This window comes from Microcoleus sp. Pol7_A1 (assembly GCF_036701085.1).
In the GTDB taxonomy this organism is placed as follows: Bacteria; Cyanobacteriota; Cyanobacteriia; order Cyanobacteriales; family Microcoleaceae; genus Microcoleus; species Microcoleus asticus.
In genome coordinates this window covers 62872-79362 of record NZ_JAUBQD010000006.1, presented here as the reverse complement: position 1 = coordinate 79362, position 16491 = coordinate 62872, and the positions used below count along the sequence as shown (strand labels likewise).

At 45.5% G+C, this 16491-nt stretch carries 11 protein-coding genes; 4 read left to right on the top strand and 7 right to left on the bottom strand.

The window, feature by feature from the left end; all coding sequences use genetic code 11:
- Positions 1-188 precede the first annotated feature (188 nt).
- From rppA to QUA20_RS06050, 3 genes are all read left to right on the top strand, one after another.
- Entirely contained in the window at positions 189-866 is a 678-nt protein-coding gene (rppA, locus tag QUA20_RS06060; RefSeq protein WP_333186475.1) for a two-component system response regulator RppA, read from the top strand.
- 18 nt (positions 867-884) lie between these two features.
- Entirely contained in the window at positions 885-2165 is a 1281-nt protein-coding gene (locus QUA20_RS06055; RefSeq protein WP_333186472.1) for a HAMP domain-containing sensor histidine kinase, read from the top strand.
- A gap of 78 nt (positions 2166-2243) precedes the next feature.
- Positions 2244-2795, top strand: a complete 552-nt coding sequence (locus QUA20_RS06050; protein ID WP_333186470.1) for a DUF3124 domain-containing protein — start codon at positions 2244-2246, stop codon at positions 2793-2795.
- A gap of 199 nt (positions 2796-2994) precedes the next feature.
- Here the strand turns inward: QUA20_RS06050 and QUA20_RS06045 are convergent, their stop codons facing one another.
- From QUA20_RS06045 to QUA20_RS06015, 7 genes are all read right to left on the bottom strand, one after another.
- Entirely contained in the window at positions 2995-4275 is a 1281-nt protein-coding gene (locus tag QUA20_RS06045) for a glycosyltransferase family 4 protein (protein WP_333186466.1), read from the bottom strand.
- A 123-nt stretch (positions 4276-4398) separates the two neighbouring features.
- Complete coding sequence (locus QUA20_RS06040; protein ID WP_333186463.1) at positions 4399-5127, bottom strand: class I SAM-dependent methyltransferase; 729 nt, start codon at positions 5125-5127, stop codon at positions 4399-4401.
- A gap of 138 nt (positions 5128-5265) precedes the next feature.
- Positions 5266-10560: a glycosyltransferase gene (locus QUA20_RS06035; RefSeq protein ID WP_445304648.1), complete on the bottom strand. Its 5295-nt coding sequence runs from the start codon at positions 10558-10560 to the stop codon at positions 5266-5268.
- Between the two features lie 91 nt (positions 10561-10651).
- Positions 10652-12172, bottom strand: a complete 1521-nt coding sequence (locus tag QUA20_RS06030) for a methyltransferase (RefSeq protein WP_333186458.1) — start codon at positions 12170-12172, stop codon at positions 10652-10654.
- 15 nt (positions 12173-12187) lie between these two features.
- Complete coding sequence (locus QUA20_RS06025; RefSeq protein ID WP_333186456.1) at positions 12188-13600, bottom strand: ABC transporter ATP-binding protein; 1413 nt, start codon at positions 13598-13600, stop codon at positions 12188-12190.
- 186 nt (positions 13601-13786) lie between these two features.
- Positions 13787-14635 carry an ABC transporter permease gene (locus QUA20_RS06020; RefSeq protein WP_445304647.1) on the bottom strand — a complete coding sequence of 283 codons (849 nt, stop codon included), beginning with the start codon at positions 14633-14635 and terminating at the stop codon, positions 13787-13789.
- 146 nt (positions 14636-14781) lie between these two features.
- Entirely contained in the window at positions 14782-15324 is a 543-nt protein-coding gene (locus QUA20_RS06015) for a hypothetical protein (protein WP_445304645.1), read from the bottom strand.
- A 68-nt stretch (positions 15325-15392) separates the two neighbouring features.
- Here QUA20_RS06015 and ruvB point away from each other — a divergent pair, with 68 nt between their 5' ends.
- Positions 15393-16490, top strand: coding sequence for a Holliday junction branch migration DNA helicase RuvB (gene ruvB, locus QUA20_RS06010; RefSeq protein ID WP_333186453.1), 1098 nt, complete (start codon positions 15393-15395; stop codon positions 16488-16490).
- Position 16491 lies beyond the last annotated feature (1 nt).

The following is a 16491-nucleotide window of genomic DNA, read 5'->3' as shown; positions in this document are numbered from 1 at the left end:
TGCAGCACGTCGCAAAAGTACCCAATGATGCCGTCGAACTTGCGGGTGGGGGTCAACGTCTTCGACTCGGTGAGCTTTTGACTCTCTTACCTAACCCCGTTCTCACTGCCCTGAACAGTCAAAAGTCATAATGAGAATTGCTGACATATCAATATATCAATGTTTATAAGCCAAATTAAGGAAATATTATGAGAATCCTACTTGTGGAGGACGACCCAAAGCAACTGATGCCGCTTCAAACAGTGCTGTCTCAGGCAGGACATAGCGTAGATGGGGTAAAAGATGGAGAGACGGCGCAGTGGCTGTTATCCGAAAAAGATTATGATTTGTTGATTCTGGACTGGATGTTGCCACATATCAGTGGGGTAAATCTCTGTCGTCAGTATCGAGCCGCAGGGAAAACAGCTCCGGTTTTGATGATCACGGCAAGAGATACCACGCCGGAAAAAGTGACCGGGTTGGACGCCGGCGCAGATGATTACCTGGTGAAACCGATCGATTTGGTTGAATTCATGGCACGAGTGCGGGCATTAAGACGGCGATCGCCCCTTTGGCAAGGAGATACGCTCAGCCTTGAGGATCTGCACCTCCACCTCGATACTCTGACTGTTGAGCGACAAGGTGCAACCGTTACCCTCTCCTGTCGCGAGTTTCAGTTGTTAGAGTATTTTATGCGTCATCCCCGGCAAGTTTTGACTCGGAATCAGATTGAACAAGGCGTGTGGGAATGGGGGACTGAACCAGAGAGCAATGCGATCGCAGTTCTAGTTCGCAAACTCCGCCAGCGCTTGCAGGCTGTAGGAGCTGCAGACTGGATTGATAGCATTTACGGTATGGGTTATCGCCTGACTTCGCCTGAAAAGTAACGATCGTAAAAGCAAACTGTGTTCAATCAAAGTCGTCGCAATCTGGCTCGTTGGTTCACCCTCTCGATGGGAAGCATTCTCGTGCTGTTTGCGGGGGTGATTTACCAGATTGAGGTAAAAGATAAACTAGAAGCCGTTGACCTACTGCTCTATGACAAGGCTAGAGTCATGGCAGCCAGCGTGCATTATGAAGTTCGCAAAAACCAGAGCCAGGTCGATCTGAGTCATGTCCCCTTGTTAGGCAGTGGGTCTCATCCCCTTGCAGAAGATCTGATGTATGTACGCTGGTATAACGCACAAAGGCGGTTAGTTCGTTTTTTTGGGACTCCTTCATCAGAGCAGTTAAATACGCCCTTTGGTTATGTCACAGTTCGATCGACCGATCCACTTTTGGGAACAGGAATCTGGCTGCGTCAGGTGACATTGCCCGTTGAAGGTAGAACTGGGATACTCGGTTATCTTCAGGTTGCAACTCCCCTGACAGAAACTCAAAACGGGCTCACTCAGCTTCAGATTGTGCTAACTCTCGCTGTCCCGATCGCACTGGGCTTAATTGCCCTCACAGGTTGGTTTCTCAGCGGGCTGGCCATGCAACCGATTCGGCAAGCCTATCAACAGCTTCAGCGCTTTACAGCCGATGCCTCTCACGAGTTGCGATCGCCCCTCTCTGCCATTCTCACTAATGCCCAGCTTGGGTTGCTCATCGCGGCTGATGATTCGCGTTACCATCCTCCCTTAGAAAACATTGTAGATAGCGCAAAATCAATGGGAGCGCTGGTGAATAATTTACTGCTGTTGGCTCGTCATCAAGGGCGACTTACCCCGGAATCGCTCAAGTTAATCAATCTCAACGAGTTGCTGAGCAATTTAGCAACCCAGTTTGTCGCACTTGCAGAACCCCAAAATATCAAACTTACCTGCGAATCACCGGCACAGCGGATTGAATTATTGGCCGACCCCGATCTGCTGCGGCAAGTAGTCGAAAACTTGCTTTACAATGCCTGTAAATATACTCCCGTTGGCGGCACTGTAAAGATACGCCTAGTTCTTCATTCCAATTTGGCAGTCATTCAGATAATCGATACGGGAATCGGTATTTCAGAAGCGGACTTACCCTATATTTTCGATCGCTTCTATCGGGTGGACACTGAGCGATCGCTCGATAGTGGTGGATTTGGACTAGGGTTAGCGATCGTCCAACAGATTGTCCAGGCTCATGGTGGAAAAATTCATGTGACGAGTGAAGTGGGCAAAGGCTCAACGTTTCAGATTGAACTGCCGCTCAAACCTTATGACTAAGCCGCCTCAAACGAGAGAGAAGGTGCACTCTGCTTTAGACGTAACTGCAATGTATGTGGTGTATTTGGATGAATGCCGATGAAGCTGAAACATGATTTCTGGGTTGGTTGGGCGATCGTCGCGATCGTCATTACCTCTTGTTCTGAGCAAACTACCTCACAAAGGCAACAACCTGATACAAAACGTGAAACCTCACTGCGATCGGTCACGTTAGATAAAACAAAAGTTGTGATGGGACAAACCGTATATGTCCCTATTTACTCGCATATTTATCACTACAATAGCCAGGATGATGTGATGGAGTTGTCAGCCACACTCAGTATTCGCAATACGGATCTGACAAATTCGATTATTATCACTTCTGTGCGTTACTACGATACCGATGGGAAATTGATTAGGCAGGATATTAAGAGTCCTGTAGAACTCAAGCCGCTTGCTTCCACACACTTTTTCATTGCAGCAAATGATACAAGTGGAGGGTCAGGTGCAAACTTTATTGTGGAGTGGGTTGCAGAAAAAACGGTTTATGAGCCTGTCATTGAAGCTGTCATGATCAGTACCTCTTTTTCTCAGGGCATTTCATTTGTTAGTCCCGCTAAAGTTCTCAAGCAACACAGGATGCAGAAGTGATTTTAGAGGATTAAATTATTGCTCTCGAAGGTAGTTTCCGACTACCCTAGAAGGGATTGACGGACTGCTGTCAAAATATTTAATTTGGCAACTAAAACGTCCAGATGTTCTGATGTTTATCGTCTAGTTGGTGTTCCTGTGCGGTGTAGTCGCACAGGAACGCTTGTGACAATGGCTTTAGTCCTGACCAACTTTATTGCTACATTCTCACTGCAAAAGAGGCTGCTAATTCTCGTTCTGGTTGCATACCAACTGTAGGCGGCATAGAACGATTTGCTACTTGCTCGATCAGTTGTAAATGTTGCGGTAGCATTTTAGCTAAACTATATCGTTCTAATGCCGTTTGACGGGCTTTGACGCGAATTTCTGCCATGCGGGTAGGATGGTCTAAAACTTCATCAATGCGATCGGCTACTTGTTTCGGCGAGAAGTAATCGACTAGCAAACCGTTTTCTCCGTCGCGGATCACTTCTCTCACCGGCCCGGTGTCGGAACCGATTACTAAACATCCTGTGGATAGAGATTCAATCATCGACCAAGATAACACGAAAGGTCTGGTTAAATAAACGTGTACGTCGGATGCTTGAATTACTTTTAAATACAGTCCGTAAGGTAGGGGCCCGACAAAGTGAACTCGCGACAAATCTAGCGGCACTTTTTTGAGCATATAGTCTTTGTAAGACTCGCCATTTGGTAAAGAACGCCCATAACAAACTCTTTCTGAACCGACAATTACGACGTGACAGTTGGGGCGGCGTTCTTGCAAATAGGCGATCGACTCAATAAACTCTGGAAAGCCGCGGTAAGGTTCCATTCCGCGCGATACGTAGGTGACAATTTCATCAACGCCAGACAAGTCTAAGTTAGGCAAAACCAGTTTAGCACCGGGATCTGGTTTGAAGTAATCGGTATCTACGCCGTCGTGGAGTACGGACAATTTCTTTTGTAATTCGGGCGGAAATTGCGATCGCTGCCAATAAGTGGGCGATAAACCCCAATCGCAAGAGTATAAATCGATCAGAATCGGCGCATTTTTAATTCTAATTCGAGCCATGTCGTCAACTGTTAAAGGTTCTGCTGGATCAAAATCTGCGTCGGAACCAATCGCATGATAAAACCACTCGAAATAACACAAAAGCGGCGTATTTGGAAAAGCTTCTTTGACAAACAATGTCGGCCCCCAACCGGAATGTCCGCAGATAATATCGGGTACAAAACCATCGGCTTTGAGTTGTTCTGCCATTCTAAATACAGCTTGTCCGTAGATGACGGCACTTTCTAAAGGGCGGACGTATTGGTGAGTCTGCGGGTGGGGTTCGCGGCTGGGGGTAAATGCTGCTTTGCGAACGCCGGGAATGTTCCACTCTGGGCGCTCGTTTTTAGTGCCGAAAACAATTTGATTTTTCGGATCTGCGCCTAAAGCCGTGATAATGTGGCGGTATTGGGCGGGGAAGTTGGGATGGAGAAATAATGCTTTCATTGTCAGTTGTCTGTTGACTGTTGACTGTTGTTAGTTGACTGTTGACTGTTGACTGTTGACTGTTGACTGTTGTCTGTTGTTAGTTGAAATAAAATATTTTGATGCGGCTAAAAAGCTTTGGTTTTATTGATTGGGTGTTGGTGCTTTGCAGATCCAGACGCAATCTCGCGGTACGGAAGATGTATTTTTCAGGATGATTTGATAGTTTAAATGGTTGAGAAATTTTTCCATAATTGTATCAGTCATAACTGAAAATGCTGTGCCGTCTCTGTGCCCTAGCAAGTTTTTATCCCACTCGCCGGCGAATTTTTGCCACCCTAATTCGCTAAAAATATTTGTGTGGTGAAACACGCAAATTCGATCGCCCCGCAGCAGTTTGGGAATTCGAGTCAGGTAGTTGAATATATCTACCGGCTCTACGTGTACCATTGTATCGTAACAAAAGCAGACATCGGCTGAACCTGGAGCGATGCCGTCTAATGTTAAACCGTCGAGTTTGACGTAAGAAACGCGATCGTCTCCCAAGCGCGATCGGGCGGCTTGCAGCATTTGACTGGAAATGTCGGCACAAATTAGTCGATCGCAATATTTCAGCAGCAGCGAACCTGTTTTTCCGCCGCCGATACCAATTTCTAAAACCCTATGTTCTTTTTTGATGTACGGCGCAATAAATTGCTGTTCTATCAACGCCTCGTATTCGGCTAAGGAATTAGCGGCACCGGCAGCTTTACCTATCCATTCGTCGCCAATATGGGCAAGTTCGGCATTAGTTTTTTGCCACTGTTGGGCGTAACTGTCCCATGCCCTTTCATAATCTACTCTTGGGCGATCGGTCATTTTTTCATCGTTCATTTTTGATTATTTTATAGTATTGATGGCTCAATTTTCAATATGTTCCGCAAGTCTGGGCAAATTATATCAAATCCTGCCCAAAGTCTACGACTTGATTTACTGCGCTTGGCTGGGCGGGACGCTGACATTGTAAGATGACTAATGACTGCTGAAATATGCTTCGCAGAAAATATCTGCATAAGCTTGAGTCATTTCCTCAAAAGTATTAAGTGAATCCAAGACATATTTAGCGTTTTCAGCTAACTGCTGTCGCAATGATTTATCATCCAATAAACTAATCAAAGCTGCAACTAATTCGTCCGGGCGATCGGGTGTATAAAACAAACCGTTAATTCCCGGCCGCACTTGTTCTTTAATCCCAAAAACCGGCGATGTAACAATTGGTAAGTCGCACGCCATCGCCTCCAAAATTACTCTCGGAAAACTTTCGACGCGAGAAGTGCAAACAAAAATATCAGCAGCTTTGTAATATTTTCCCGTCTCCCCAGTTTCCGGGACTACTGTCACCCTTGGCCGCAACTCTGCGGGCAATTCCCCCACTAACTCGGCTAATTTATTGCTGTAAATACTCGGGCGATCGCCGACAATAAAACACCTAATTTTATTGTGCCATTTGTCAGGCAAAAGTGAAAGTGCTTTAACTAAATCCTGCTGTCCTTTGCGTTCGCATACCGTTCCCAGCAGCAAAATTACCACATCTTCTGCTGCAACACCTAAACTTTTTCTAGCCAATTCAGAATTCTCCGAATTTTCCAGTTTGCTCAAATCTAAGCCGTTGTGAATTACCGTAAAATTGTGGTGGCTGTTGAGAGGCAAATACCTGTCCCGCGTTGCATCTGCCACAAAAATCACCTTGTAAGGAATGCGAAAACACTCTAAAGCTCTCGCCGCAATCTCCGAACCAAACCTGTTAAAATAAGTTTGCCAAGGTTCGCTTTCGTGCACGTTCCACACCGCCGGAATTCCGATTTCGCGCGCCGCATCAACTACAAAAAAGTTTTCTAAAGTATTGGCATAAATTGCATCTACTTTTAAACTTGCAATTTCTGTGCTAAAACTGCGGATGGCTTCATCATAAGCATCGCGCTGGTAGATATGTTCGAGAGGATTGTCGCGCACAATTACTTCAATTCCCTGCTGTTCGTAAGCTTGACGCAGGGGCCCCTCTGTTGTGCAAAGTACGATCGGCTCGATCGCACCCTCAGCCGCCAATTTCACCGCGATTTCGTACTGATGCAGCGGCGCACCCGTGAAATCCAGCGAATTGCTGCACATCAAAACTCTGATAGGATTTACAAAATTATTTACTGATATCAAAGAACCAAAATTACCAAAATTTAGTTTTTCATTCTCCCCTGCATCCGTTACAGAATCCGTGACCAAACTTTCTTGTTCCTTAATAAAAAACCGTCGGGGTTGAATATGAAAATACTCATCTTCTAAAGACAAGTGAGGACTGTAAAAACTGTCATTTTTTCCGGCATACTTGCGTCTAAAAGCCGCCACTTCTTGAGGATTGTCCGTAAAACCCCTAGAAGTTCCCTCTTTGTGCAACAACTCCGCATCTGGACAATATACGCACCGATAACCCAGTTCTAACAGTCGGTATCCGTAATCTGCATCATTGTAAGCAACAGCAAAATTATCCTCATCAAAACCGCCCAATTCTAAGAACAATTGACGCGGAGTAATCGTGCAAGCCGCTGTTACCGCAGAATAATTTCGCGTTACCATCGCTTGAGAAAGATAGCCTCGATTTTCGCTGTTCATCAGCTTAAAAGCGTGACCGGCCAAACCGTGATGCAGCCCGTGAATTATGCCCGCGTGCTGAATTCTGCCGTCGGGATATAAAAGCCTCGCGCCGACTGCACCGACAGCGGGAATTTGAGCGTATCCCACCATTTGACTAAGCCAGCGCGGGTTAATTACTTCAGTATCGTTGTTCAAAAACAATACATATTCGCTATCAACTTGTTCGGCAGCGCGGTTGTTAATTGCTGCAAAACTAAACTTGCCGTCAGGATTTTTTATCCGCAAAACTTGGCAAGTTAATTCCTTTAAATATTCCAGAGTTTTCGGGTCGTCGCTTTCGTTGTCGATGACGGCAACTTGATAATTTTTATATGTTGTAGTTTCTAGAGAATCCAAACAGGCTTTCAGCAATTTGAGCTGATTTTTAGTAGGAATAATTACCGTTACTGACGGGCCGTTATCCGGGAAATCCTGGGCAAATATGCCCAAATTTTCTTTAATCGCCCATGCGTGCTGAGCGACATTGCCGTTAATTTTTCGGCGGTTTAGTGCGTCTTGAATGGCTTTTTGACCTGCGGCAAAACTGGCGGGTTTCGCGGCCCCAGATATGGCTGTAGAACCGGGTGCGGTTCGCCAGTGATACAGCACTAGCGGGAGGTGCGCGACGTGGCGAGAAATTTCGGTTGCTCTCAAGGCAAAATCGTAATCTTGCGAGCCTTCCAAACCTAGTCGCAAACCGCCTATTTGTTCAAAAATGTGTTTTCTCACGGCGCACAAATGACCGAGATACATATAGGAAAGCAGCAGTTCCGGCGACCATTCCGGTTTGAATTGCGGGGCGAACCGGCGACCTTTGGTGTCGATTTTGTCGTCGTCTGAGTAGAGAAAATCGGTGGCTGGATGCGCGGCAAAATATAAGGCGACTTCGCCTAATGCGTCGGGAGTTAGTTCGTCGTCGTTGTCTAAAAACAGGATGATGTCGCCTGTTGCGAGGGCGGCGGCGCTGTTGGTTGCTGCGCTGATGTTGCCGTTTTTTGTACGAAATGTGATGCGGATACGATCGTCCTTTTGGGCCCAGTTTTTCAAATTTTCAGCAACAGTGAATTCGGTGCTGCAATCGTCGGCAATGCAGAGTTCCCAATTTGGATAAACTTGATTGAGCACGCTAGCGATCGCACTTTCGAGAAAATCTATCTGCGGATTGTAAACTGGCATCACCACCGAGATTTTTGGCAGCGGTTCCCGGCAGGATTTTAACCTAGAAATCAAATAATTGCGGGCGCGATCGTTCCACTGATTCACCTCCAGCCATGCGTCGTACCTATCAATAGGTTTAGGCACCACAAAACCCGCAGGCGGCAGCAAATCTCCCGGGGAAATTAACTGTTTTTGCTGCCGGTAAATCTTCCCGAACTGGCGAATCACCCTGACAATTTCCCAAGGCATCGGCACAATTCTGCCGAGACGCTGTTTTCTCTCCCTCGCCCGCTGCCGGATTGCCTCTATTAAATTCGACCACTCCTCAAATTTATCTGCACTTCGCTGCCAGATATGGTAGCGCCGCACGGTCAATTTTTTTGGCGCTTGAAAATACAAAATTTCTCCGCTTTCTAACTCAGCTTGCAGAGAAACGTGCCATTCACCAGCAGGCAAATCGACAAGGGCCTCAAAGCCACTTTCCGAACTGTTAACCCAGTCGGGAAACACTTCGCCGACATCTTTTCGCCGCAAACCGTAGGCGCACTCTACAGAAGTATCGCCGCACAAAAGGCTTAATTTAGCAATTTTGCGATCGTGGTGACAGCACCAACCTGCAAACAAAATTTGACCCTGACGCTGTTCCCAGACCACTGGTACATCTAACGATGCTTGAATCGTTGAAACTAACAGCGGATAAGCTGCCAAAAGATGCCATTTACCTCGCTCGTCTTGCGCTTCCAGCAGCACTTCGTGCCGTCCGGCAGGCGCTTGCAATTCAATTGTAAAACCAGATTTATTCGCCGTCGGAATATTACAATATGCTAGGGCTATATCGCTTCTTTCTATGCCGTAAACACCCGCGAAACTCTTGTCTTCAACTCGGGCGCGGACTGCTGTAATCTCTCTTTTTTTGTGAAAAACCCAGCCCGCAATTAGCAGATTGGAATCGCAAACTTGCCAAGTAGTGGGTTGATCTAACGAAAAAATAAATTTAGGGAACAAGTCGCGGATTTTGTGCTGAACTTCCCGCCATTTTTCTCTGAGTTTCCACCATCTAGAAGACTTAATTTTAGCAATTTCTGCTCGGAAGTTTTCATTCTCTTGGCGGGATTGTTCTAAATTTTCCTGAGTGTCCTTTAATTTTTCCTGAGTTTGACTTTGTGCTGTTTCTAACTGAAGTAATTCAGCTAACTTTTGCTGCAATATAAATTCAGTCTCTTCAAATTGTACCTGAGTTTGCCCTAATTCAGCTTCTAATTCTAATACTTTGGCTAAAGCTTCTTGAAATTGCGATTCTTTGCCTGCAAACTGTACCTGAGTTTGTCCTAATTCTGTTTCTAATCCGAGGAGTTTTGCTAAAGCTTCTTGAAATTGCGATTCTTTGCCTGCAAGCTGTACCTGAGTTTGCCCTAATTCAGCTTCTAAATGTAAGATTTTTTTTAAAGCTTCTTGAAATTGCGATTCTTTGCCTGCAAGCTGTACTTGAGTTTGTCCTAATTCTGTTTCTAATCCGAGCAGTTTCGCTAAAGCTTCTTGAAAATTTGATTCTTTGCCGGCAAGCTGTACTTGAGTTGCTCCTAATTCTGTCTCTAATCCCAACACTTTCGCCTGAGCTTGGTGAAATTGTTCTTGCCACTGTTTGACTTCGGAATTGCTGTTTTTTTGCTGTTTTTCCAGCAAGCGGATTTTCAACCAATCTTCAAATGGCCAGACTGGAGATGCTGGGGAATGAATAACTCGATCGATCGCGAATTTCGATTCGCTGCTGAGATTGCCAGCTTGGGTTTCCAAAAGTTCATATAGTTCTAATGCTTCGGGAAAATATTTTTCTATTAAACTCGGTCTGTGACTTTTGACAATATCGTTGACTAATAAAGATTCTTCAAAGTTGTCGCCCGGTATCGCACCTAAGTTAACATTAAATTTTTCGTTTATTCGCTCGATGAAAAGTTCGGGAGTGTTGCCGATCGGGTAAACGTTTGCTAGCAGACAGCGATCGGGAAAACGTTCGTAAAGTTCTAAAACTTTTTGATTGTAGTGAACCCACATTTTTACTGCCATTTCGGGATTTTGCAGCAAGCTGACATCGGTTCCCCGGCGGTAAAGGGAATCGACTACTTCCCAGGGCGATCGATAAACACAGATAAAATTAGCTTCTGGGAGCAAAGTCAGCCAAAAATCCCAAAAAAGGGTTGTTCGCGGGTCTTTCCAACCCCAATGTTTGTGAGTTTGTTGATTTTGGTCGATCGCCCGCTTGGCAATTTCCACGTATTCTGCTGCTACCGGAATCGTTTTTTCAAACGTACAGCCGAGTTCATCAATACCGTTCGATCGCAAAACACTTTTGTGAAACTCCACAAAATCAACATTCTCGAAATGACCTTTCACATTTCCGTCGGCCGGGCCCACTAACTTTTTGCCAATATCAACCCCGACTTCCTGAAACAAAGAAGCTGTTAAAGACGTACCGGAACGGTGCATTCCGGTAACAATAAAAACCGACGGTTTGGTGTCATTTGTACTCACAATTTCTCTCCCTCGCCCTAATTCCCACACCAATTTTACTCGATCGCTAGTCTCCCGCTAAGCCGAGCGACCGCCTGACTTGAAACCAGGCGGTTCTCACCTTCCAGAACTTGCTCGTTTCCATTGCCAAAACTCGACTGTGCGATCGCTCTAGTTCTTTTTTGACATTAATTAGCTGATTTTGAGTTTGTTCCAACTGCATTTGGACAGATATTAACTGATTTTGAGTTTGCTCCAACTGCGTGTGAGCTGAAATTAATTGACTTTGAGTTTCTTGCAAATGCGTTTGAGATTCTTCCAACTTCGTTTGAGTAATCATTAACTTACTTTGACTTTGCTCCCATTCTATTTGAGCCGAAGCTAACTGAGTCTCCATTAGTTGGATTTTAGTCTGAGTAGACCCCAAAAGAGACTGCGATTGCCTTTGGCTCAGCAGCGATTTTACAGTGCAAGTTTCCATAATCCACTCCGCACCGTAGTTATTGATTGCTTTAACTATTAACACATCCTGTGGCGTCACAGTGTTTTTCGGTAAATAACAGCGCCAACCAGACTGCAAAGCAGCATCTGTTTTAAAGTATCCAGCCACATCCGACCTATTGTAAAAAGGCTCGCATCTCTCTACTAATTCGCCGTTTACCAGCACTTGCACCTCCTCAATGCGGCCATCCTCGTTCACATCGGCAGCCCACCCTTCCAGATACAAATTATCCTTATTAGTTAAAGCAGCAACATCAACATATCCTTCCGGGTGGTGACTGAATTTCAAACTAGAAAATTCTCTCTTCAGTTGATTTGTAACCACATACAAATCCTGAAACCTGCATATGCCTTTTTCAATTCGATGGACAAATGCTTTGCCGCCACTAACTTTATCGACAATTTCTCTAACAAACTTTTCTGTTACATAAGTTGTGCCGTATTCTTCCTTATCTAAAGATTGACTTTCGCTATCGGCGCTAAACAGAATTCCTTTTGCCGGCATTTCTATGTGAGATTCCAGCAGACTCTCATCGTGAACACTGAACATCAAAATCCCGTCTTGAGTCAACAAATCGTACAAATTTTGCAGCCAACTCGTAAAAGTTCTTTCGGGCATATGGCTGAAAAAAGAATTAGCCAGAATGCAGTCAAACTTTCGGTCAATTAAATAATTTTCTGGTTTTCCCGTCGAGACAATACCGCTGACGCCAAAGTATTCAGTTTGAAACTTGACCGCGTTAGCATAAATATCAGAAACCCAAATTTTTTCCGGCGGCATTTCCTGAATCAAAAACCGGGTAAATCGACCGTAACCGCAGGCAAAATCTAGAAAAGACGGTACATTTTCAAAACTCCCAAAATGCCAATCCACAACTTGTTTAACGGTATCCAGGATGCGACGCCCGATCGCATAATAGCGCACGAAAGCCCGATCGCGATCGTCTTTGACATTGCTCAAGCTGAACAAATACATTTCATCGTCTTCGCAGATGTTCTGTTTAAAATCTTCGGGAAACTTAGCTTGCTCTCGAATAAATGCTTTGATTACGGGATTTTCTACTAAATCTAAATTGATATTGCTCATGGTTTTCACAGAATTTTAGATTACCTCGGTTGACGGCTCTTTCACCAGAGAATCAGGATTAACAACAGTTAAACACGGTTCGATCAGCAAGTCAACGATGCCGTTACCGCACGACTCAGTACAAGACTGAACTCTAAACATCGCCACATCAACGCAGCGATCGAGATAAGTTAAATCTCCATCTACCGTCCCCACAACCCCAGCATTCAGAAAATAAACCCCGGGATTCAGCAAACATTTAAACTGAAACTTCACTACAATTGTCGTTCCCGCTTCCACATATCGAACTGACTGAGTAGAACCCTTCAAAGAAGCACCCGCCAACTCAAAACCGCTAATCGTTTTAATCAACATTCCAAACCTAACTTTGGAAGTTGACCGCGAGAAAGTGACAGAGTAAGTGTAAATATAATCTTGACGACCGATCAAGTGATTTACCACATTTCCCTTCAGCGTCTCGATGCGGGGGTTGATAATTTCCGCTCCGCGAGACGGATACCTCACCGTATTCGACGGTATCATCCCCGGATCGTAAAATTCATCATAATATTCCTTGGGTTTGGAGAGATGTTGCTCGGGTTTAACTTCTTTCTTTGTGCTTTCTAAATTAGCATCCTGAAGTTTTTCTTGACTTTCCTGTTTTGTCAGTTGGTTCAGAGTCCGAATATCTGACTTCAACCCTAGAACCTTATCCGGATCGGCATAAATCAGCTTTTGATACTTAGAAATTACCACCTTCGGAGTGTGAGCGAGCAGCAATTCACCGCTATCCATTAAAATCGCCGACGTACAAAGTTGCACCACAGAAGTAGCAGCATGAGAAACAAATAAAATCGTTCCGCCACCTTCCTGAATGCTTTGCAAGCGGGCAAAACACTTTCGTTGAAAAGCTTCGTCGCCCACCGAAAGCGCCTCGTCAACTACCAAAATATCCGGCTCGACGCTAGTCGCAACGGCAAAAGCTAGCCTGACAAACATACCGCTAGAATAAGTTTTGACTGGCTGTTCGATGAAATCCCCAATATCAGCAAAGGCAGCTATATCGTCAAACTTTGCTTCAGTTTCTTTTTGATTGAATCCGAGTAATTGAGCGTTAAAAAACACATTTTGCCGCCCGGTAAATTCCGGGTTGAACCCGCTTCCGAGTTCCAACAAAGCGGAGACTCGCCCTTTAACATCCACGCTTCCTGCGGTAGGCGTCAACGTCCCCACAATTATTTGCAGGAGAGTGCTTTTTCCGGAACCGTTGCGACCGACGATTCCCAAAGTTTGTCCTTGAGGAATTTCTAGATTGATATCGTGCAGCGCCCAAAATTCGTCAGCAAGTTTTTTGCTGGGATAAATAATTTCCTTTAAGCGGTCTCCTGGACGATCGTACCGCTTAAAGCATTTGGAAACATTTTTTAGTGAAATTACATTTTCTGTCATTGGCGGCAGTCAATCGATTTTAGATTTTAGATTTTAGATTTTAGATTGACTTGAAATCTTAAACAAATTTACAGCACAATCGATTTTAGATTTTAGATTTTAGATTTTAGATTGACTGTAGATATAAAACAAATTTACAGCACGCTCGATTTTAGATTTGAGATGGATTTTCGCTCTCAAACAAATTTACAGCACGTCAGCAAAAGCGGGACGCAAACGCCGGTAAACCGCCAAACCTCCACAAAATATAGCAGCAGAAATCAGGGTGGCGACACCCCATTCGCCCCAGTGCTTAACTTCTCCAAGCAGTATGAGGTCTCGATAAACCTCGGAGATGGCGGCCATTGGATTTAGCCAAAATATCCACGCTCGCCACTCTTGGGGGATTACTGATGCTGGGTAGACGATCGGCGTCAAATAAAACCAAAAATTTAGAATAACACCTAATGTCTGAGGAATGTCTCGCAAAAACACTGTCAAGCCCGCTGTCAAATATCCCAAACCCGCTGTCAGCAGCAACTGAGGAACCCAAACCAGCGGCAGCAAGCATAAAGTAGCGTTGAGCTTTTGCGAGGACACTGCCACTATGACAATCAAAGCTGCTAAACCCAGAGAACTTTCAATAAAAGCTGTAAAAATCGGTACTAACGGCAGCAAACCGAGGGGAAATACCACTTTTTTGACTAAATTCGGCTGCCCCACCACCGATACTCCCGATTTGATCAAACCGCTGGTGAAGGCACTCCAAGGCAACAAACCTGCAAACAGCCAGACTCCAAATGTAATGTCGCTGTTTTCCGGGAAGCCTGCAAGGCTGAGTTTTACCTTGAGGACGATCGAAAATACGTATGTGTAAATCACCAATTGCGATAGCTGATTCAGCAGCGGCCACAAATTGCCCAGAATCGAGCCTTTGTATTGAGCTTCCAAGTCCCGGCGCACCAATGTTGCCAGCAGATTCAGCTTCGCCCAGCGCTGGCTACTTCCGGGCAGCCTGCCGCCCACCCTTCGGGCTTTTTGGGCAACTCCTTTCACCGTTCTGTGCAATTTTTCGCCCTCGTTCACTACCTTCACACCTAAATCAACTCAAGCTACAATTGTGCAGCTTTTGCTAAACCGCAATTATTCCACAGCCCCGTCGCTTTGAGCAAGCATCTGTCACTCTGGCGAAGGATGTTATTTTAGCCGATCGCCGATCGAACTGCCGAACCGATCGCTAGTTTTTGCTCGTTGTCGTAGCCCCACCGCTGAAAAAATTCCCCGTACTCGCCGTTGGCACTCTGCAAACTTTCTAGCATTTGCGACGCTATAGTTTGACAGGCGGGCATTTGCAGGATTTGAATTAAATTGCGCGATCGCTCCTGCACTCTAGCAGAACCGGCCGCCATTTCCTCCTTTTGCTGGCGCGAGTGATGCACGACCATTGCCGCCGACATCGCCAAATTTTTCACCAGCAGTTCTGCTACGATCTCAGGAGCCGATCGCAGCGCCTCGACTACTCCGGGTGACGGCCGATCTGCCTCCTGTCGATCGTCCGTTAGATAGGTGACAAAAAAACCCCTAGCGCCGTTCTGTGTTTTCACCAGAGAGGTAACAGCTTGCTCGATGTCGGCCTGTAAAAGTTGATCTGCCTCAATGAACGACAGTAAAGATTGAGTCAGCTCGATCGCTCCCTCAAAAGTTATGCTTTCCGATGCTAATAAAGAAGATGGAATATTTATCACGGACTGAATAATTGTAAAGATTCTGCTAATAATTGTAAACAATTCCCGCTGCCCGATCGCAAATAAATATGGCTATTATCTCCTCCAAACAACAGCCCCCCGACCCAAATCTACCCGAAGACATAGCCCCAACCCGTCGCAAAAAAGCCGTCAAACCCCAGACGGAATCTTTGCTAGAATCGCAAGAACTACCCGACGAAATCAACAGCAAACAAGACGACAAAATCCGGCCCCAGCGGTTAGCTGAATACATCGGGCAAAAAGACTTGAGAGAAGTTTTGGCGATCGCAATTGCAGCCGCTAAATCTCGCGGCGAACCGATGGATCACCTGTTACTCTACGGGCCTCCAGGGTTGGGGAAAACCACAATGTCGCTAATTTTAGCAGCAGAAATGGAAGTTGAATGCAAAATTACCACCGCCCCTGCTTTAGAAAAACCGCGAGATATTGTTGGATTGCTGATCAACCTCAAAGCAGGCGACGTGCTGTTTATCGACGAAATTCACCGTTTATCTAAAGTTACAGAAGAAATCCTCTATCCGGCGATGGAAGACTGCCGCTTAGATATTACGATCGGGCAAGGAAAAACCGCAAAAATCCGCAGCATACCTCTGAAACCGTTTACTTTAGTAGGAGCAACAACCAAAGTCGGTTCTCTAACATCTCCTTTGCGCGATCGCTTCGGCTTGATCCAAAGATTGCGCTACTACGAAATAGACGAACTCAGTCTAATTGTCCAAAGAACCGCCCAAGTTCTCGACACTCAAATTACCCCAGAAGGAGCCACAGAAATTGCCCGCCGAGCTCGCGGAACGCCCCGGATCGCTAACCGTTTGCTGCGGCGAGTTAGAGACTACAGCGAAGTCAAAAATTTAAAGCCAATTGATGCCGAAGTTGCCTCACTCGCCTTGGAATTATTCAACGTCGATCCGCTAGGTTTAGATTGGACCGACCGGCGAATTTTGACAGCAATGATTGAGAATTTTAACGGCGGCCCTGTGGGATTAGAAACCCTCGCAGCTTCTACAGGAGAAGACACTCAAACCATTGAGGATGTATACGAACCTTATTTAATGCAAATCGGATTTTTGCAGCGGACAAGTCGCGGGAGAATGGTAACGGTTGCTGCTAGAAAACACTTGGGTTTACTCGAAGATAAGGAGTAAA

Bases quoted from the DNA above. Each gene is read 5' to 3' on its own strand.
- rppA (WP_333186475.1), top strand. From the start codon at position 189: ATGAGAATCCTACTTGTGGAGGACGACCCAAAGCAACTGATGCCGCTT.
- QUA20_RS06050 (WP_333186470.1), top strand. From the start codon at position 2,244: ATGAAGCTGAAACATGATTTCTGGGTTGGTTGGGCGATCGTCGCGATC.
- QUA20_RS06045 (WP_333186466.1), bottom strand. From the start codon at position 4,275: ATGAAAGCATTATTTCTCCATCCCAACTTCCCCGCCCAATACCGCCAC.
- QUA20_RS06040 (WP_333186463.1), bottom strand. From the start codon at position 5,127: ATGAACGATGAAAAAATGACCGATCGCCCAAGAGTAGATTATGAAAGG.
- QUA20_RS06035 (WP_445304648.1), bottom strand. From the start codon at position 10,560: ATGCACCGTTCCGGTACGTCTTTAACAGCTTCTTTGTTTCAGGAAGTC.
- QUA20_RS06030 (WP_333186458.1), bottom strand. From the start codon at position 12,172: ATGAGCAATATCAATTTAGATTTAGTAGAAAATCCCGTAATCAAAGCA.
- QUA20_RS06025 (WP_333186456.1), bottom strand. From the start codon at position 13,600: ATGACAGAAAATGTAATTTCACTAAAAAATGTTTCCAAATGCTTTAAG.
- ruvB (WP_333186453.1), top strand. From the start codon at position 15,393: ATGGCTATTATCTCCTCCAAACAACAGCCCCCCGACCCAAATCTACCC.